The sequence below is a fragment of the Bacteroidota bacterium genome (assembly GCA_019637975.1).
GTDB lineage: Bacteria > Bacteroidota > Ignavibacteria > UBA10030 > UBA6906 > CAADGV01.
Window position 1 is genome coordinate 1 of sequence record JAHBUR010000047.1, and the last position, 20,120, is coordinate 20,120.

A 20,120-nucleotide genomic window follows, 5' to 3' on the forward strand; every position below is an offset into this window, starting at 1 on the left:
CACCGTTCGGAACTCGCCGAGTCCGGCGCCTCCGTGATCATCCTGAGCGCCAACGAGAACGGTGAATGTCCAATCACGTGTCGGCGTGCCAAAATATTTTAGCGGGATGGCGAAGCTGATCGTTCCCGTCTTCATATCTCCCAACGGATTGGCAACATCCGCTTCTGCCGGCCTGTATTCTGCAAGTATCTTTTCCTTGTCGTCCTCTAATCGGACGCCTCCTCCAACAAGGATGAGTTTCTCGTAGGCATGACGCTCATCGAGAACGTAGTTGGCATTCTGCTCCACCAACCTCTTTCCGGAGTCCTTTACCCCATCTTGATCTATTGCAATTGCGGCGTAGGTGAGCTGAAAGCCGTATTCGGGATGCCACCCCGGGTTCGAAAGCGCCCTAAACGAAAGCCGGAAGTAGGCGTTCTTTTCATCTACGGAGCACGAAAAGCCGGTTAAGTCAAACGAGCCGGGTACAAAAGCAGAGTTCTTGGGGTAGTCATATGCTCCCGTGCCCAAATCATCACCTTCGGGATCATGTGCGTTGACGATTTGCTTTGCTTTGGGGTTTGAGAGTTTTACTTGAGAATTCGTCAGGAGCGGATGGTCGGGTCCCTTCAAAGCTCTGAGTCCTGACTTAAGTTTGGGAGTGGCGAGATTGAGTTTGGCGAGGCTCTCAGGGATGAGTCTTTTTGAGTAAGTTGTTGTGATATCAGTGGCCTTAACTTCATTTATTTCAAGACTTACGCCACTTCCTTTAACAACGTATCTTGAGGTGGAGTTTGGAGGAAGAAGAAACCTGGAAGAGATTTCTTCATTCCCTTTCCGAGGGAGGTTGATTTCGGCGGTACCTCCGCGCCGAAAGTTTCTGCCATCTATCTGAACCAAGGTGGAATCGTCCCGTTGCAGGACCTCGATGGGAACTGCCCTTCCGTTCAGATTGATCGTTGCTCGTATGCTCCCGAGGGCGGCAGGCAGCTTGGGCCTCAGAGTGAGGTGGTGGCGGAGCATATCAACACGAATTCCCAAATAGTCGTCGTAGAAGTTGCGGATAACCTCAGCGAGGTTCCAAGCCTGTGAGAACGTGCCGGAAAGCCGGGGCTCTTTCTCTTTCGGGCGTGCGATGGCGTCGAGAAGTTCTGATTGAGTTCCGACAGCGCCGCGGTTCAGAATTTGGTGGATTGTGTTACGGGATATTCGCCACGCCAACTCTTGCTTGTTAAACGCACAGAGCTCAGATATGACGGGCCCCTGCACCCACGTCCAGACCGTGCCGTTGTGATATGCCGCGTCCTTTGGATAGTATGGACTGTATTGATGGTAGGGGTGGAAATTCTCGTCGTTTTGCGAAAGCGAGGCGACACCGTATTCGTACGTGAGATTGTTGGTGACGGAAAGAAGAACCTCGGCTCTCATTGATTCGTCAAGAAGAGGAGAGACAAAAATTTGATTCGGTCGGAGTTGATCGTCGGGTGTGCCGTCTTTGTTGACATGATCGGCGATTCCTCCTTTGTAGAAGAAGTAGTGAGGGAAGTTCTTCTTCAACTTCTGCAATTGGCTGTTCCACAATGCCGCCGAAGTAACGTCGCCGATTCGTGAAGCGAACCAAATGCCCGCCTCAAGTTGCTTCGCCCACAACGCCTGAATGTCGTTCGCCCGGTTTCCCCTCGGACTCCAAGGCCCATCGGGGCCGACAGCATCCATCCATGTCTCAGCGTCTCCGTGTGTCAGGAATCCGAGTGAGTCGCAATGGTATTTCAGTGTTCCTTCAATCGAGCGAAGGATGGTCGGATAGATTTCGAGCATGAATGTCGAATCGCCGGAACGCTCAACATAGTCTCTCGCCATCATCACAAAGCGTGGCGTACCGTCGGCGGTGTTGTACGCCTTGTCGGTTGTTGTGATGATGTTGGGAATTCTTCCGTAGTCCGTTGAGTTGCCGTCGAGTTGCTGGTAGGCGGCGAAGCTTTGCAGAATCTGTTTTGCTTCCGTGAACCTTCCCTGCACAAGTGTTGCGCCTAACAGCGAGATGAATGTATCCCGACCCCAATAATTATTGAACCACGGCAATCCCGCAAAAATACCTTTCGTGATCTGATTCATGATCAGAGCATCGAGCGAGAGCTTCGCCCATGCAAGGGCTTTGTTGAATTGCTTGTTATCCGTTTCGACACGGGTTTCGTGCAGCAGTTTCTCCATTCTTGCCCGGCGCTTCTCGTGATAGTGCTCTTTCCTGGCAAGATATGTTTTTGCTGCTACTTCCGCCTCTTCAAGCGTGTTGGCGACGCTAAAGACTATTGTATGTGATTTCGTTCGCTGGGCAATCATCATGATGGGAGAGAATTGCAGTCCCTTCTTATCCGATTTGAGTTGCGGCAGAAATCCACTTCCGTGAAGTGCCAGCCAGAGTGGAGGGGAAGCCGGTTGATTTGTTGCACGTTCAAGGTGGCTTGTTCGTGCGACGAGTGCCAGTTCCGATTTCAGCCTGATGTCGTACTGATCTGCTGATTGTCCGTCGGAGAAGTAAGGAACGACGTCGATATGAATCGGTTTCGGCGCAGTGATCGTTACCGAGAACACGGCGAGACTGTCGGCGAGTCGTACCTCCTCAACGATTCCGTTCTTGTATGTTCGCTTGAGATAATCCGGATAGACAATCGTCTTCAGCGCCGAGGCACGGTCAAGCTTCTTCTCATCTACCCAAATCTCATAATCATCAAGAAACTCGATGCCGAAGACATTGAATCCCTGCCAGCTTGTTTTGTTTGCAGAGTTCGTTTCTCCGTACAAGAATGCCGTTTCTTTATTCGTGTACGCAAACTCACGGGATATGCCGCTGACCTCAATGGCGAGTTCATCGAGTGATTGCGAAAATGCCGTGGAGAAAAGCAGAAATGCCGCAATAGTCGCCTGAACCCTGTACCGCGATACGGTAAGCGTAAACCTTTTGTTCATTGTCTTCTCCAGAAATATTCCAGAATGTTCTTGATTCGTGCCCGCCAGTTGGCCCAGTTGTGCGACTCGGGAAATTCTTCGTAGTGAACCGTGTAGCCTTTCTTGAGCATAATGTCTCTCATCTTCAAAGCCTTTTCCTGTGCATCGTGAATTGTTCCGGTTCCGATGTAGAAGTTGATGTTCTTTCTCCGCGAATTCTGAACCAGCGCAATCATTGAATCCTTCATCCACCAATATGATGGAGATTGTGCCGCGCAGAGTCCGAAAACATCCGGACGTTTGAATGCCGAGTATGTTGCAATCAATCCTCCCAATGACGCTCCCATGATTGCTGTATTCTCAGGCTGCCTGAGGAGTCGGTACTTCCTAAGCCTCAGCGGACGAAGTTCATGTGTAAGGAATGTGACAAACGAATCCCGCATCGCATAGTCTTGCATGCGTGTGCTTGTTTCGGCCTTGTGAATATCCGTTCGGGCATCGATGAACACCGCAACAACCGGGCGGATGCGTTTGTCCGCAATCATGTTATCCAACACGTTGTGCATTCCGGCAAGCGAAAGGTACTCGCCGCCGTCGGTGACATAGATCGAGGGATACTGTTTGCGGCTGGAACCTGAATAGTCCGGCGGAAGGTACGTGAACACAGTGTATGTTCGCCGGAGGAGTTTGCTGTGAATACGCAGTGTATCGATCCGCCCGTGAGGAATATCAGCCCGGTATTCACTCTCGACAGGCGGCTTGTAGAGTGGCATCGTGACTTCGGAATTCGGCCCGAAGCCGCCTGTAACTTGTTGTCGGTTAAGAGGATCGAGCATCCACACGGAATCCACAACAAGCTTGTACTCGAATCTGGCAGCCGGGTGCATAGAGACTGAGAGGTGGAAGAAATGTGTGCCGGCAACTCTCATCATCGTATCCGCGTCGGCATTCCAACGATTGATGTCACCGGCAACGCTCACCCGTCGGGCAGGCCCGTGATACAGAAAATGAACCGTGGAATCTCCAACTGCCGGTCCGCCAGTATGACGTATGTGATGGAGATATTCCTCAACGATCCGCGTGCGTGCAATTGAGTCTTGGGTTTTGTAGAGATTGTCGAGCAAATCCTGGAATGACGAAGCGTCGCGGACTGAATCAATTTGCCGGGAGAGAGATGACGACGTCAGAGTTAAAATCATCGTCGAAAGCAGAAACGCTTGCAACGCCGATCTCGCAAGAAGCGCTTTCATTACTGCGTTGCTGAGAGGAACCAGCGGAGGATGTATGGAAGTTCGTTGCGCCACCGTCCCCAACTGTGACCATCGTTAAATTCTCTGAAGTGATACACGTATCCTTGCTGATGCAGTATTCTCTTGAGGCGTTGGTTGGCCGCATAAAAATCACCTTCACCCGAACCGGCCGGGTTCTCGCCGACATTCCGTTCATATTTTCCGACGTCGAGGTAAATGCGCAAAGGTTTCGGAGTGGATTCCTTGAACATCGTCCAGAGTGTATCGTTTCTGAACGAAACTCTTCCGGACTGGCTTGCAACATTGCCGACACTGTCCGGCGCGACAAAGCCGATGTACAACGACATCAACCCGCCGTACGAATCGCCTATCACATAGCGATCCGCCGCCGTTTGCTTCGTGTTGTACTTCTTGTCGATCAATGGGATAAGCTCGGCTGTGAAGAACTTCACGTACGCGTCGTTGAGAGCATACTCCGTTCTGCGATTGCGTTGCGGTTCGGCAGGGGGAACGACAAATACGCCGATTACAGGAGGGATGGAGCCGGACGCAATCAGATTATCGAGAACAGTAGGCGCCTTTGCAAAATTGATGTAGTCTGATCCGTCCTGAAAATAGATGGTCGCAAATCGTGAACGTGCCGTGTCATATCCTGCCGGAAGGTACACGAACACGGTGCGGCTGTAACCGAGCGCCGTGCTTGCATGCGTGAACGATGTAACCGTCCCTTTCTTGATGTTCGATGTCGGAAGATATTCGGAGGAACGCACAAAGCCCGGCATCACCAGTTCGGAATGATCACCGTAGCCGCTTTGCGACACTGAAGGATTATTCGGGTCAAGAATGTCCTTTGCATTGACTGCGAGCAGGTAGTCGAGGCGGGCATCTTCCTCAAACGCAAGTGTGGTGTAAAACAGATCGGAGCCGGGAAGGCGCTTGAGGCGAATCTTGAAATGCCAGCTTGTGAAATCGCCGTACACGCTCACGGAGTCGGCGCCGCTCCGGTACAGAAACGTGACGTGCCGCTTGTTCGAATCGATGAAGGGAATTCCCTGCCGCGTGGCCTGCCGCCAGAATTGTGAAACGAGAGAGTCACGGACGGAAGGTTCGGTTTGTTCCGTGTGTTGCTTGAGGAAATCGTTGAATGAAGCAAATCTGTGCTGACTTACGGCAGTGAATGAGCACCCGATGGCAAGGGAGATCACGACTGCAAAGCGTGTGCTAACGTTCATGCGGCTCGGATTGGTTTTTTGGTTGATTGATGTGTGTAGAGAATATACAAACACGTACAGTGAATTCAAATGTTGAGTGCGTGCGGTTGATCTGCCGCACGGTTGTTCGTTGAATCTTTGCGAAGGTTCCTTGCACGTCCGACGGGCAAGAAGTATATTTAGAACAACATCTCACATCGGACTCATCATGTCTTCACACCCGCTTGTTGTAGGAATCGCCGGGGGAACCAGTTCCGGCAAGACAACCGTTACGCGTGCAATTGCCGCTGCTCTGGGCGAAACGAACATCGCATTGCTTCAGCACGACTCGTACTACAAGGATTTGAGCCAGTTTGGCGGAAAGCAGTCACACGAAATCAACTTCGATCATCCCGATGCGTACGATACCGAGCTGTTGATTCAACATATTCGTGATCTGAAAGCGGGCAGAAGCATCACGCAGCCGGTATACAGTTACACGACCTATCGCCGCACACACGAGCAAAGGATTGTCGAGCCGAAGCGGATTATCATTGTGGAAGGGATTTTGATTTTCTTCGAGCAAGAGTTGCGGGACATTATCGACGTGAAAGTGTTTGTCGAAACCGATGACGATGAACGCGTGTTGCGCCGTATCCGGCGCGATGTTCTCGAGCGGGGCCGCACGATTGAATCGGTGATGGAGCAGTACATCGCCACCGTAAAGCCGATGCACCTCGAGTTTGTCGAGCCGTCCAAACGCTGGGCCGATGTCATTATCCCGCGTGGGGGAGAGAACCATGTTGCAATCGATCTTGTCGTGCGCATGCTGCGGACGTTGGATGTGGCGTAGGCTTGACAGTCAGATCTATCATCAATTATCGAAATGGACATGCCGCCCCGATAGGGCTACGCGGTCTGGGGCCGTACCTTTTCTACAAACATATCGTCCCTATCGGGACTGAAATTTGTGTGATGATGCGTGAAGCGAAAACGAGTGCCCGAAACCAACGCCGGAGGCGTGACATGTTTGTAGCATTAGAACACATGCAAGGATAGCTCCGTCAGGAGCGTGATGTCCCTTGGGTTGGATATTTATCGCGAGCCAGCTCGTAGGCTCCCGCCCCGATGGGGCTACGCGGTCTGAGGTCATACCTTTTTTACAAACATATCGTCCCTATCGGGACTGAAATGAGTGCGAAGATACGCGAAGCGACAACCAGTACACGAAACTTACGCCGGAGGCGTGACATGTTTGTAGCATGGAAGACGAATTGAAGGATAGCTCCGTCAGGAGCGACATGCGTGTACACCCGTTCTCCACTACACCAAACCCACATGGAACATCACGGAGGAAACATGGCAAACACCTTCACGCAAATCTACATTCACATTGTCTTCTCCGTCCAAGGCCGCCACAACGTGATTTCCAAAGAACACAAAGAGGAATTGCACAAATACACAACCGGTATTATCACTCACAAAGGCCAGAAGCTTCTTGCGATTCATGCAATGCCCGATCACGTCCATATTCTCGTCGGGTTGAAGCCTGACAAATCCATTTCCGATCTGGTCCGTGATATCAAGGCAAATTCCTCACGCTTTATTACGGAGAAGAAATGGGTGAGAGGCAAATTCCGGTGGCAGGAGGGGTTTGGCGCTTTTTCCTACTCTCATTCACAACTCACAGCCGTAATCAACTACATACGCAATCAAGAAAAGCATCATGCAAAAAGGACCTTTCGCCAAGAATACATTGAGATGCTGCGCAAGTTCAACGTTGAGCACGACAGCAAGTATTTGTTTGAATGGATAGAGGGTGGTTGATAAAGATCAGGCGAGACCGGATTTCTCCTCGTTGCGACGAGAACTGCACAGAGATTGATTTAGTCGAGCGCATGTTGCGAATGCTGGATGTGGCGTAATACCTCTTTGTTTGCTTCTCCCGCCTGATTTGAATATATTTTTGAAGATTTTTTCATCAATTCATCATGCTCAAGACTTCTCACGCATCACACGCGTCAACAACTGCTTCGGCGTACCGCAAAACGGTGTTGCCGAACGGCATCCGCGTTGTCACGGAGACGATTCCGTACGTTCGTTCGGTGTCGCTCGGTGTGTGGGCAAACGTCGGGTCGCGTGACGAGAACGAGAAGCAGAACGGCATCACGCACTTTCTTGAACACATGGTGTTCAAGGGAACGAAGAACCGGAGCGTGCGCAACATTGCGCAAAGCCTCGAGTCGTTGGGCGGCTACCTGAATGCTTTCACAACAAAAGAACAGACCTGCTTCTATGCCCGCGTGCTCGATCTCCACGTTGGCGAAGGGATGGATGTCCTTGCCGATCTTGTTCAGAATGCGACGTTCAAGAAAGAAGAACTTGAGCGCGAAAAACTCGTCGTTATCGAAGAACTGAAGAACGCCGAAGACGATCCTGAAGATATCATCCACGATCACTTTGATAAAGCGCTGTTTCCCGATCACTCGCTCGGCTCTCCCATAATCGGAACGGAAGAAAATCTGCGACGTTTCAAGCGTGAGGATTTGTTCTCGCACGTGAAGCGGCACTATCACACTTCACGCATTGTTGTTGCAGCCGCCGGAAACATCGACCATGATCAGCTTGTCCGGCTTGTCGATGAGCATTTGAAAAGCCTTCCGACGAACGGCTACGCATATAAGAGAATCGGTGGTCCCACGTCGGTCGATCATAACACCTACGCCGAATTTCCCCGCCCGATCAAACAGGCGCATGTCTGCCTCGGAACAGTCGCCTACAGCATCACGCATCGTGACCGTTATCCGCTGATGGTCATGAATGCATTGTTAGGAGAGGGGATGAGTTCGCGCCTGTATCAGAATATCCGCGAGAAGTACGGATTTGCATATAGCGTGTATTCGTACACAAATCTATTGAGCGATACAGGCTTGTTCGGGTCGTACATTGCAACGGATCAGAAGAATATCAAAAATTCCATCGAACTGATTCATAAAGAGCTCGACCGGCTGAAAACAAAGCCCGTTCCGAAAGCCGAACTCGAGCGGACAAAGTCGCAAATCAAAGGCGTGCTGATGTTAGGGTTGGAAAATATGTCGGGGCGAATGATGCGGCTCGGAAGCAGCGAGTTGTACTTTGAATCGTTCACGTCCCTCGACACAATTCTCAAGAAAGTCGATGCTGTGACGCCCGATGCAATTCAACGCGTTGCCGTCGATCTGTTTAGAGAAGAAAAATTCTCCACCGTCATCGTTCGTCCGGCGTAACCTTTGGTATGATCACACTCGACAATCTCAATCCTCATCTCCTGAAAGCCGAATATGCAGTACGCGGGCCGATTGTTATCCGTGCCCAGCAGTTGGAGGAGCGGGGAAAGAAGATCATCTACTGCAACATCGGCAATCCGCAGGCACTGAAGCAGAAGCCGCTGTCGTATATCCGGCAAACGTTGAGTTTGCTCGAATACCCCGAATTGTTGAACAAGCCCGACATTCTCAAACACTACCCGAAAGATCTTGTCGAGCGGGCGAAAATGATCCTGCAGAAACACCCGCACGGAACGGGAGCCTACTCGCAGAGCGCGGGGATTCCGTTCATCAGGAAGGCGGTTGCCGAGTTTATTGCGCGGCGCGACGGAATCCCGGCAGACCGTGATCATGTAGTTCTCACGGATGGCGCGAGCAAAGGTGTGCAGGCGGCGATTCTCGCGCTGCTCAAGAAGCCGAACGACGGATTCATGGTTCCGATTCCGCAATACCCGTTGTACAGCGCGACGATTGCGTTGTATGGCGGGACGCAAATCGGTTACTATCTTGACGAGGCTGCCAACTGGCAGTTGAACGAAGCCGCGCTGGAAGAAAGCATCGGCAAGGCAAAGCGTGAAGGCGTTCATCCCGTGGCGATTGCCGTTATCAATCCGAGCAACCCGACGGGGAGCGTGCTGTCGTACGAGAATATTCGGATGGTCGTCCGGTTCGCTCAACGTCACCATTTGTCCATCATGGCGGATGAAGTGTATCAGGAGAATGTGTACGACGCCGAGAGCAAGTTCTACTCGTTCGCCAAAGTCATGCACGACATGAACGACACGGCGACGACTCTGTTCAGTTTTCATTCCGTCTCGAAAGGATTTTTGGGAGAGTGCGGACATCGCGGCGGCTACTTGGAGTTCCGCAATATCCCGAATGATGTTCTCTCGGAGATGGTGAAACAACAAAGCATCAGTCTTTGCGCAAACGTCAGCGGACAAATCAACACGTACCTCATGGTCGATCCGCCGAAGCCGGGCGATGAGAGCTACGACATGTATGTGAGTGAGAAGAATGCCGTTCTCTCATCCCTCAAAAAGAAATCGGAAATCCTCTACGAGCGCATCAATCAGATTGATGGCATGTCAATGGACATTCCGCAAGGGGCGATGTACGCGTTCGTGAGATTCGAACTTCCGCCGGAACCGGGAGTTGATGTCAACGCTATGAATACGGAAGAACGACGGCTGTACGAACAGAGCCGCGACGAAGCGTATTGCATGAAGTTGTTGGAAGAAACGGGGATTTGCGTTGTTCCCGGTTCGGGGTTCGGGCAGGAGGCGGGGACGTTTCATTTCAGGACGACATTCCTTCCGCCCCAGGATGAGATTGAAGAGTTGGTGGAGAAGTTGAAGGCGTTTCATGAGAAGTACACGCGCTCGATGCTCGTTCCACTTTCTTGATTCGGAGTGACGATGGAGGTACAGAGCTTCGAGACTATTATCAGGGCGTTGAATGAAGCAAAGGTTCAATATCTGATTGTGGGAGGGATTGCGGTCAACGCGCATGGGTACGAGCGGTTGACGAAGGATGTTGATCTGGTCATAGGTCTCAAGCCTGACAATATTGTGAAAGGGCTTCGTGTTTTGAAGTCTATAGGGTACAATATGTCGATCCCGGTCACTCCCGAGGATTTTGCCGATGCAGCAAAACGAGACGACTGGCGCAAGAACAAGAACATGATCGTGCTCAAACTTTGGAGCGATGAGCATCGGCGGACCCCGATTGATGTGTTTGTGTACGAGCCGTTTGTTTTTGATGAAGAGTTCGCATCGGCATTTTGGTTTGCCGTTACCGACCAACTGAAAGCACCTGTCGTTCGATACGAGACACTGATTCGCATGAAGAAGGAAACCGGCCGACCGCAAGACTTGCTTGATGCGCAGACGCTCGAACAGATCCAGAAATGGAGAGAAGAGGATGCGCGAGAGTAAGGGCACACCCGCCAAAGACCCGTGGTACTGGTGTACTTCGGAAGGAGCGCGTGAACAAGTGTTGCGCCTTGGATTGGAAACCTCCTTCCGCGAGAAACTTGAGTGGCTCGAGGAAGCAGAGAATTTGACCATTCGCTTTCGCGAACAACGTGAACGCGAATGGAAGAACAAGCGGCAACGATCGTGATGCAGGCTTGACATAACTTGAGGAAATAGAATGGCGAAAATTACCATCGATGGAAAAATATTAGACGTAGATCCCAAGCGGACGATCATCGAGGCGGCACGAGAAAACGGCATCGAGATTCCGCATTTTTGCTGGCATCCGAAGCTCTCGGTGTCGGGTAACTGCCGGATGTGTTTGGTGGAAGTGGAGAAAATGCCGAAGCTTGCCATTGCATGCGCGACACAGGTGATGGACGGCATGGTGGTGCACACCGCCAACCCGAAAGTCATCAACGCCCGTGAAGCGGTGATGGAATTCCTTCTCATCAACCATCCTCTCGATTGCCCGATCTGCGATGAAGCGGGCGAGTGTAAACTGCAGGACTACGCCTACAAGTACAGCGAAGGTGCCAGCCGCTTCGACGAGAGCAAAGTTCACAAGCCGAAGCGTGTGGAACTCGGCCCGAACGTCATGCTCGACACCGAGCGCTGTATCATGTGTTCGCGATGTGTCCGGTTCTGCGAAGAAATAGCAAAGAAACCGCAACTCACATTCACACAACGCGGAACGCACGTTGAGCTGACGACATTCCCTGGCGAGCAACTCGACAATCCTTACTCGATGAATACGATCGATATTTGCCCCGTCGGTGCCTTGACCTCGCGTGACTTTCGATTCAAGGCGCGGGTATGGGAAATGTCGGCCACCGAAACCGTCTGTCCCGGCTGCGCACGCGGGTGCAATATATACTCGTGGGTGCGCAACAACGAAATTCTCCGGCAGACTCCCCGCTATAATCCGGAAGTGAACGACTATTGGATGTGTGACAAGGGGAGATTGGAATCCTTCCGGCATGTGAACGTCGCCAATCGTATCAAACATCCCATGATGAAAAAAGACGGAGGATTGGTTGAAGTCGGTTGGGATGAAGCGATAGCAAAAGCCGCGTCGGAGTTGAAGACATTCAAGAAATCCGAAATTGCCGTCATCGGTTCGGCATACGATACAAACGAAGACAACTATCTTCTCCAGAAATTCGCCTCGGAGGTTCTCGGTACGCGGCATATTGACTTCGCCCGTCATGTTGTTGAAGGTGATGAGGATGATCTTCTCATCCGAGCCGACAAGACCCCCAACACGTCCGGAGTACGTCTTGTCGGTGTTCATCCCCGCGAAGGCGGATTGAATTTCGCCGGAATGATCAAATCGATCAAAGAAGGAAGTATCAAGGCTCTGTTCGTTGTGGATGATAATATTGCTGCAGATCCGGCAGTCGCTGATGCGTTGAGCCGTCTCGAACTTCTTGTCGTGAATTTCTCGTTCGAGAATGAAACAACCCGCCTCGCGGATATTCTGTTTCCGTCTTCAACCTTTGCAGAGAAGAACGGCACGTTCACGAACTTCGAAGGACGTGTGCAACGCATTCGTCCATCGGTGGCTACGCTCGATCAGGACAGGTCGCTTGATGGATTTGCCATGAGCCGTCTTGACAAATTCGGCTCGCAGTTTGACCGCTGGGCGAAGGGCGCCAAACGCGATGCCCGCCCGACATGGAAGATTGTCGCCGGTATTGCATCGGTGATGGGGGCGAAGTACAAATACAGCACTGCCGAAGACGTGTTCAATGAAATCGCCTCGCACGTCGAGGGCTTCAAAGGAATGAGTTACAGAAAGATCGGGACCATGGGGATGATGCTGAAGAAGAAGGAACCAGTCGCAGTTAAAGCATAAGAGCCGAGTATGGAATTTGTCATCATTTCAGTTATTAAGATTGTCGTTGTGCTGTTCATCGGCGTGTTGCCGTTGGTGGCGAACCTTGTGTACGCCGAGCGTAAAATCAGCGCGGCGATTCAAAACCGTATCGGCCCGAACCGGGTCGGCCCGTGGGGATTGTTCCAGTCGCCGGCGGATGTGCTGAAACTCTTCATCAAGGAAGATATCGTTCCCGCAACGGCGCACAAATTCGTGCATACACTTGCGCCCGTCATCTCCATCTCGGTTGCGCTGGTGACGATAGCGGTTGTGCCATTCGGCGACACGATCGAATTGTTCGGCTACCAGATCAAGCTGATGATTGCCGATGTCAATATCGGTATTCTCTACATACTTGCGCTCACATCACTTGGTGTGTACGGGTTGACGCTGAGCGGCTGGTCGTCGAACAACAAGTATTCGCTGCTCGGCGGACTTCGTTCTTCAGCCCAACTCATCAGTTACGAATTATCGCTCGGCCTTTCCATCATCGGCGTGATAATGATTGCCGGAACTCTCGAACTTGACAGGATTGTTGAGTTACAAGAAGGCTGGAGATGGAATATCTTTCTGACACCGATCGGGTTCATCACATTTCTTGTTGCATCATTTGCTGAGACGAACCGTTTGCCGTTCGACTTGCCCGAAGCAGAACCTGAACTTGTCGGCGGCTATCATACGGAATACAGCGGCATGAAATTCGGCGCATTCTTCCTTGCCGAGTATGCCAACATGATCACGTCGAGCGCGTTGATCGTGACGCTGTTTCTCGGTGGCTGGCAGGTGCCCGGTGTGCATTCGCTCGGACTTTCGCCGCTGTGGGTGAGCATTCTGCAAATCCTTGCCTTCATGGTGAAGGTCGCGTTCATGCTGTTCTTCTACATGTGGATCCGGTGGACAATTCCCCGGTTCCGCTACGACCAGTTGATGAATTTGGGGTGGAAGGTGATGCTGCCATTGGCGTTGTTGAATCTGTTCCTGACAGGCGCGCTGCATTTCATCGCGCCGGGCATTTGGTAACTACAAGCATAGCTCACTGAAGAGAGAAGTGATGTCAACAGAAGTCCGAAAGACAGTCAAAGAAGCAGAGCAAATCCGCGGCAAGGATCTTTCCTTCCTGCAGAAAACCTACATTCCCGAAATCGTGAAGGGAATGGCAGTCACGTTCAAATCAATGATTGCGCCGAAGTTTACCCGCCAATATCCTGAAGAACGATTCAACCCGCAACCGTCGTATAGGGGGCGACCTGTTTTGGTGGAGGATAAGGGGCATGAACGCTGCGTCGCGTGCGGCTTGTGCGCACGAGTATGTCCGGCGCTTGCCATCGAAGTACAAGCTTCGGAAACGGAGCTGGAAAAAGAACGTTACCCTGAACGCTTCGAAATCAACATGCTGCGCTGCATCTTCTGCGGGTTCTGCGAGGAAGCCTGCCCCGAAGAGGCAATCGTGATGAGTGACGAGTATGAACTCGTCTTCCAGCATCCCGAAGATGCCATCTACGGCAAGGACAAGCTGCTGATGTCGAAACAACGTCTCCAAACCCGGCTTGATTTTCTGAAGAAGACACGCTGATTCCCGATTGGCCGGGCGAAAGCTCCATTTTTCCATTACATCAGATCAACCGATGAAACGGAGTCTTCTGCTTCTTGTCTGTGTTGTTCACGCGGCGTCTTCATTCCCCTCCGACAAAGACAAGTACTCGTCATACGCCAAAGTCAGAATTCTCGCCTCAACTCCTGCCGATCTTGAATTGATTCAGCGCCAGGGCGTCGATCTCGACCATTACACGGGAAAATTGGGAGAAGGAATCGAGGTCGTCATCAACCAGGACGCGATTGAAGCGTTGCAGAGAATTGCTTTTCCGTACGAAGTACTTGTTCCCGACATGGACGCGTACTACAAGAGTCGTGCAAAGAATGTCGGGCCGGAGCTCGATGAGAGCAGGCGAATCCTTCACCAAAACGGCATCAACGGATTTCGATACGGGTCGATGGGAGGATTTTTGACGTATGGCGAGATGATTCTGCAACTCGATACGATGCGTTTGATGTATCCGAATCTGATTACTGCAAAAGAATCCCTCGGCGTGACTGAACAGGGTCGAACCATTTGGGGAGTGGAGATTTCTGATAATCCGGGTGTTGTCGAACCGGGCGAGGCCGTGGTGCATTACGACGCTTTGCATCATGCCCGCGAGCCGCAGGCGATGGCGACCATCATGTACTACATGTACTGGCTTCTTGACAACTACGGCACTGATCCCGAAGCAACGTACCTTGTGAATAACAGGCGGATGTGTTTCGTTCCGGTCGTCAATCCGGACGGCTACTTCTACAATCAATCCACAAATCCGAACGGTGGAGGAAACTGGAGGAAGAATCGTCGCAACAACGGAAATGGCAGCTACGGGGTGGATTTGAACCGCAACTACAATTACATGTGGGGGTACGATAACACGGGATCAAGCCCCACCCCTTCTTCCGACACATATCGGGGGCCTTCACCGCTTTCCGAGCCCGAGGCTGTGGCAATCCGGAACTACACAATGAGCAAGCAGCCTTCGGTTGCCATGTCTGCGCATTCGGTCGCGGGACGCTATCTCAATCCCTACAGCTTCAAAGACACGGTAGTGGCGTACGAGTACTATGCCCAGTTTGCGAGCGACTTCACGGCGCACAACAACTATTTGTACGGAACGGTTGTTCAGATGCTTGCCTACAACTCCAACGGCACAACGAGGGACTACCTGCATCACGATTTGGGATGTTACGCGTGGACACCTGAAATGGGCGGCAGCGGATTCTGGCCGCTGCAATCCGAGATTGTGCCGATTGCCCAGGAGAATCTTCTCGCCTGCAAGTATCTGTCGTGGATTTCCGGAGCCTTTGCCGATTTCCAATCATTCCGGCTCGTCGGAAAAGAGTATGTGATACGGGGTGACACGCTTCGGTATCTGATAACCTTGAGAAACAAAGGCGTTTCCCTTCCGGCAAACGATGTTGCAGTCTCTGTTCAATCACTTTACCCTCACGCTACTGCCATCAACGCTACAGCCTCATATCCGCCGATAGATTCGGGAACATATGCTGCCAACACAACGCCGTTTGCGTTCAGAATAGATGCCTCGGCAATAACAGGTGATGAGATGAAGTTTGTCGCGGTCACCACACAAGAGGGGATTGAAACCTCGCGTGATACGTTCTCGGTAGTTGTCGGATATTCTTATGTTCTTTTTGAAGAAGATGGCGAGAACGGCATCGGCAATTGGACACGAGGAGGTAACGGCGTTCAGTGGGACACAACGTTCGTGATGGCGTACAGGGGCTCCCGTTCGATTACCGACAGCCGTTACGGAAACGTTGCGAACAGCACGAACAACACGCTCACTCTCACAAATCCCGTGAACCTTCTTGGAATGAACAGTCCCCGGGTGGAATTCGTCGCCCGATGGGCAAATGAATCGCAATACGACTACGTTCGTCTTCAGCTCAGCACGAACAACGGATCTTCGTGGATCAATCTCGCGGGCAGGCATACAACACTGGTTGGCGGCCAACCTTCTTACTCGGCGAACAAGGGGAACTGGGCTTGGGAGAGTATCAGCCTTCTGCCGTATGCCGGTCAGCAGGTGAGGTTGCGGTTCAATCTTGTCACCGACGCCGGTTTGCGCGGCGACGGGTTTTACTTCGATGAATTCAGAATCGTTGATTACCGCGACAGCTCGACTACGGGAGTGAGCGACGACGTGCCTCAGCCCTTGTCATTCTCGCTTTCTCAAAACTACCCGAATCCCTTCAATCCATCAACAACCATCAGCTTTTCCGTCCCTTCGGGACGAGACCGCGTCCGCTCTGCGGACGGGCAACTGCCAACAACGAGCCACGTGACACTCAAGGTGTTCGACCTTCTCGGAAAGGAAGTGGCAACTTTGGTTGACGGGCCGACGGAGGCGGGCGAACACGCCGTTCAGTTCAACGGCAGGGATCTTTCCAGCGGTGTTTATTTCTACAGGATGAGTGCTGGCGCTTTCAATCAGACGCGCGCCCTTGTTTTGGTGAAGTGACCGGCCTGATGATTTGGTGGAAGGTCTTTCCCTCAAATCAACCCGAATTGGCAATTTTTGGAAATCACCCCTCTTTTTGGTTAATTACTGCCGGTCTCTATCACATCCCCAAAATCCCTGTAGTGGATGTACTCTGGCTTGAAATCGTAGCCATTTTCATATTGGTGTCGTTTGTAGGGTTCTTCTCTGCAAGCGAGGTGGCCGTGCTTGCCACACGTAAAAGCCGCATGCAGGAGCTTGCCGAAGAGGGAGACCGCAAAGCCGCAGCTGTTCTGGCCTTTCAAACAAATCCCGAGCAGTTTCTTGCAACAATTCATGCCGGAGTGATTTTTTCGATGACACTGGCCGCGGGTGTCGGCGGTATTATGGGATTCCAGCATCTCGTCCCGGCTCTGACGGCAAACGAAACACGTTGGATTAGTGAAGGGGCTCACTGGATTTCATTGGGGATCATAGCCGTCTGCATCTCCTTTCTTCTCGTCGTATTCGGCGAGCTCGTACCGAAATCGCTTGCGCTCCGTTTTCCCGACCAGGTTGCCATGCGTGTTGCCCGGCCGATTCAGTTGGTTGCAACCGTCTTCCGCTACCCGATCCGGTTTCTGACGTGGGCGAGTAATCTCGTGCTGAAGCCGTTCAAAGACAAAACCTCTTTCACAGAGTCGAGAATCTCGGAAGAGGAATTCAAGTTGATGTTGGAAGAGGGAACGAAAACCGGCGTCATCGATAAAACCGAGCATGAGCTGATCGCCAGCATTTTCGAATTCACTGACACGGCTGCTAAAGATGTGATGATTCCGAGACCGGATGTTGTTGGGTTGAACATAGACATGAGTCGTGATGATGCTGTGCGCAAAGTGCTGGAGGAGGGCTATTCCCGAATGCCTGTGTACAAAGACACCATCGACAACATTGTCGGCATCGTGTACACGAAAGATATATTGGGATTGATGGAGTACAAAAACCTTATCATAATTCATGACATTCTTCGTCCGGCGTATTTTGTTCCGGAGACGAAGAAAATCAGCCAGTTAATGCGGGAGTTGCAGCAGCAGAAACTTCACATGGCGGTTGTGATTGATGAGTTTGGGGGAACGGCGGGCATCATTACGATGGAGGATATTCTCGAAGAAATCGTCGGCGAAATTCACGATGAATATGATGAAGAAGTGAAAGATGTAGAATCGGCCACCGACGGCACATTCGTTGTCAACGCTCGGATGTCCATTCACGATTTCAATGAACGGTTCGCTGTCGAGTTGCCGCAAACAGACGAGTACGAAACGATGAGCGGCTTCCTGCAAAAACAAACAGGCCGCATTCCGGAATTGAACGAAGTAATTCATTTCGAAAGTCTCGTCTTCACAATCGTGAAAAAGAGCCAGCGGAGGATTCGGTTGGTGAGGGTACAGAGAATCCAGAAGCCCGCGCCCTCTGACGCAACAGAGGCAGCCGAACTTGCTTCGACAAAGACATGACGACCACGCTTTCTCCTCTTGTCTCCATTGTTACCCCGACGTTCAACAGTTCACAGTTCATTGCCCGGACCTTGAAGTGTATTGCCGATCAATCGTATCTGCATATCGAACACATCATCATTGACGGCGGCTCGACGGATGGCACGCTTGATATTCTCGGACATCAGACACGCGCAAAGTGGATTTCCGGGCCGGACAACGGCATGTACGATGCCATCAACAAAGGAATGAAGATGGCAACGGGCGAGATTGTTGCGTACCTCAATTCCGACGATCTCTATTTCGAGGATACCGTCGGGCGTGTTGTGGAATTCTTCGATCAAAATCCAGACGCCGATCTTGTGTATTCCGATCTCTTGTATATTGATGAGAACGGCGAAAGCTTGTTTGTCCGAAAATATCCGCCGTTCGCGTGGAGGATGTTTGCAGTTCTCGACGGCTCGACCATTCCGCAGCAGACTGCCTTCTGGCGGAGACGTGTGCTGGAATCTGCCGGATATTTCGATTCGACGTTCAAGATGGCGGGGGATTTTGAATTCTTTGTGAGAGCAGGGAAGAATCACAACGTTCGCAAACTCCCGGGAAAACCCCTCGCAGCGTTCCGGTTCCACGAGGAAATGCAAACCCTGAACAGGAAACGAATCAATGACGAGGAGATTGAACGCATCCACCGGATGTACGGATTTCCTCCTTCGGTACGGAACCGGTTGCTGAAGCAGATCGCAACGCTGCGCTACAAAATGTGTAACGTGCATCGCGTGAAGGATAAGACGGCCTCACTTCTTTCTGGCAACAAACCGAAGTATCGTCCCTGAATGAAAATCGGCATTGACATCAGGGCGGCGATTCATGAGCCTGCCGGAATCGGTACATTGGCGTTGAATTTTGCCAGACAGTTGGATTCGCTGGAGAATGAAGACGAGTATTTCCTGTACGGCGATCAGGAGTTCGATTTCGGCGTCTCGAACAAACGGATTCACTCTGTTGTCAAAGCATCCGGCAGTTCCCCCATCAGCAAAACGATATGGCATGTCGCGGCGCTTATTGATGCGCGGTATGTCCGTCGGCTTGATGCGTTCGTTTCGTTCGGCTCGCTTCAGATGTCAGCGCTCACGCGCAACTTTGTCATTCTCGTTATCCCGGACTTGTCTCATCTGCTCATGCCGGAGTTTCATGTGGCGAAGTCAAAATTCACCGGGCGGCTGTTGATGAGATCGGCGATGAAACATGCGAAGAAAGTTGTCGCTATCTCTGAACACACAAAAAATGACATTCTTACTTTCATGAATAGAAGTCTCAACGCCCCCGACATCAGTGTAGCATATCCGGCGTGCGATGACATCTATTATGAAAAGCCGTCAGATGAAGATTGTAAGAGAGTTCGAGAGAAGTACCATCTTCACAAGAAGTTCATTTTAACAGTCGGGACTCTGGAGCCGCGAAAGAATATCCCGACTCTTCTCAAGGCTTTTGCATTCATTGCGAAGCAAGACGTGAATGTCGAATTGGTACTTGCAGGGAAAAAGGGGTGGCTTTACGACAGCATCTTTGCCGAAATCCGGAGCTTGGGAATTGAATCAAGAGTCAAATTTCCCGGCTTTGTTCCTTTGACCGACATGCCGGCGCTGTATGCGATGGCCGAGGTTTTTGTCTATCCCTCACTCTACGAAGGATTTGGCATCCCCCCGCTGGAAGCAATGTCGTGCGGCGTTCCGGTTATTACGTCGAATGTGTCATCGCTTCCTGAAGTCACGGGCGACGCGGCAATCCTGGTGAACCCGCATGATGTACGTGAATTGGCGGAACAGATCGGCAGCTTGCTGAATGACGATCAACTTCGGAAGCGCTACGCGTTGGCGGGGAGGGAGCGGGCTCAGCGCTTTTCGTGGAAAGAATTCTCCCGGCAGATTCTTTCAGCAGCAAGGGCATGACATGAAGATTGCGCTCGACTGCCGGATGAAGCATGGGGTGGAAACGGTGGTGAAAAATATCGCCCCGTTGATTGCCGCAGAGGAAGAACTGCGCGTATTGGGGGATACAAGGCGATTCAATGAAT

Annotated in this window: 16 protein-coding genes; 13 read left to right on the plus strand and 3 right to left on the minus strand. The window is 51.6% G+C overall.

Annotated features, from left to right (window positions below; genetic code table 11):
* The 3 genes from KF749_17330 to KF749_17340 all read right to left on the minus strand — a co-directional run.
* The coding region (locus KF749_17330) for a hypothetical protein (protein MBX2992916.1) at nucleotides 1-2,946 on the minus strand (2,946 nt) is incomplete at its 3' end.
* Entirely contained in the window at nucleotides 2,943-4,175 is a 1,233-nt protein-coding gene (locus tag KF749_17335; GenBank protein ID MBX2992917.1) for a hypothetical protein, read from the minus strand. The genes KF749_17330 and KF749_17335, both read right to left, overlap by 4 nt.
* The gene (locus KF749_17340) at nucleotides 4,175-5,407 is read right to left on the minus strand and encodes an esterase family protein (GenBank protein ID MBX2992918.1); all 1,233 of its coding nucleotides are present in this window, start codon (nucleotides 5,405-5,407) and stop codon (nucleotides 4,175-4,177) included. The genes KF749_17335 and KF749_17340 overlap by 1 nt, the downstream gene beginning before the upstream one ends.
* Before the next feature lie 187 nt (nucleotides 5,408-5,594).
* Between KF749_17340 and udk the strand changes: the two genes are divergently transcribed.
* The 13 genes from udk to KF749_17405 all read left to right on the plus strand — a co-directional run bounded on the left by udk (nucleotide 5,595) and on the right by KF749_17405 (nucleotide 19,995).
* Nucleotides 5,595-6,218, plus strand: coding sequence for a uridine kinase (udk, locus tag KF749_17345; protein MBX2992919.1), 624 nt, complete (start codon nucleotides 5,595-5,597; stop codon nucleotides 6,216-6,218).
* A 506-nt stretch (nucleotides 6,219-6,724) separates the two neighbouring features.
* Nucleotides 6,725-7,192, plus strand: coding sequence for an IS200/IS605 family transposase (gene tnpA, locus KF749_17350; GenBank protein MBX2992920.1), 468 nt, complete (start codon nucleotides 6,725-6,727; stop codon nucleotides 7,190-7,192).
* Nucleotides 7,193-7,356: 164 nt separating this feature from the next.
* Complete coding sequence (locus KF749_17355; protein MBX2992921.1) at nucleotides 7,357-8,631, plus strand: insulinase family protein; 1,275 nt, start codon at nucleotides 7,357-7,359, stop codon at nucleotides 8,629-8,631.
* Between the two features lie 8 nt (nucleotides 8,632-8,639).
* A complete protein-coding gene (locus KF749_17360; GenBank protein ID MBX2992922.1) occupies nucleotides 8,640-10,076 on the plus strand; it encodes an aminotransferase class I/II-fold pyridoxal phosphate-dependent enzyme in 1,437 nt (478 codons plus the stop codon).
* A 12-nt stretch (nucleotides 10,077-10,088) separates the two neighbouring features.
* Nucleotides 10,089-10,607 (plus strand): hypothetical protein, encoded by a 519-nt coding sequence (locus tag KF749_17365; protein MBX2992923.1) that lies wholly within the window; start codon nucleotides 10,089-10,091, stop codon nucleotides 10,605-10,607.
* Nucleotides 10,594-10,794 carry a hypothetical protein gene (locus KF749_17370; GenBank protein ID MBX2992924.1) on the plus strand — a complete coding sequence of 67 codons (201 nt, stop codon included), beginning with the start codon at nucleotides 10,594-10,596 and terminating at the stop codon, nucleotides 10,792-10,794. Before KF749_17365 ends, KF749_17370 begins: the two co-directional genes overlap by 14 nt.
* 30 nt (nucleotides 10,795-10,824) lie before the next feature.
* Complete coding sequence (locus tag KF749_17375) at nucleotides 10,825-12,504, plus strand: molybdopterin-dependent oxidoreductase (GenBank protein ID MBX2992925.1); 1,680 nt, start codon at nucleotides 10,825-10,827, stop codon at nucleotides 12,502-12,504.
* Between the two features lie 9 nt (nucleotides 12,505-12,513).
* On the plus strand, nucleotides 12,514-13,545 hold the full coding sequence (nuoH, locus tag KF749_17380) for an NADH-quinone oxidoreductase subunit NuoH (protein ID MBX2992926.1): 1,032 nt from the start codon (nucleotides 12,514-12,516) through the stop codon (nucleotides 13,543-13,545).
* 31 nt (nucleotides 13,546-13,576) lie between these two features.
* Nucleotides 13,577-14,098: an NADH-quinone oxidoreductase subunit NuoI gene (nuoI, locus tag KF749_17385; protein ID MBX2992927.1), complete on the plus strand. Its 522-nt coding sequence runs from the start codon at nucleotides 13,577-13,579 to the stop codon at nucleotides 14,096-14,098.
* Between the two features lie 52 nt (nucleotides 14,099-14,150).
* Nucleotides 14,151-16,589, plus strand: coding sequence for an immune inhibitor A (locus KF749_17390; protein ID MBX2992928.1), 2,439 nt, complete (start codon nucleotides 14,151-14,153; stop codon nucleotides 16,587-16,589).
* An 8-nt stretch (nucleotides 16,590-16,597) separates the two neighbouring features.
* Nucleotides 16,598-18,064, plus strand: a complete 1,467-nt coding sequence (locus KF749_17395; GenBank protein MBX2992929.1) for an HlyC/CorC family transporter — start codon at nucleotides 16,598-16,600, stop codon at nucleotides 18,062-18,064.
* Entirely contained in the window at nucleotides 18,061-18,879 is an 819-nt protein-coding gene (locus KF749_17400) for a glycosyltransferase (protein MBX2992930.1), read from the plus strand. The genes KF749_17395 and KF749_17400 overlap by 4 nt, the downstream gene beginning before the upstream one ends.
* Complete coding sequence (locus KF749_17405; GenBank protein ID MBX2992931.1) at nucleotides 18,880-19,995, plus strand: glycosyltransferase family 4 protein; 1,116 nt, start codon at nucleotides 18,880-18,882, stop codon at nucleotides 19,993-19,995.
* Nucleotides 19,996-20,120 lie beyond the last annotated feature (125 nt).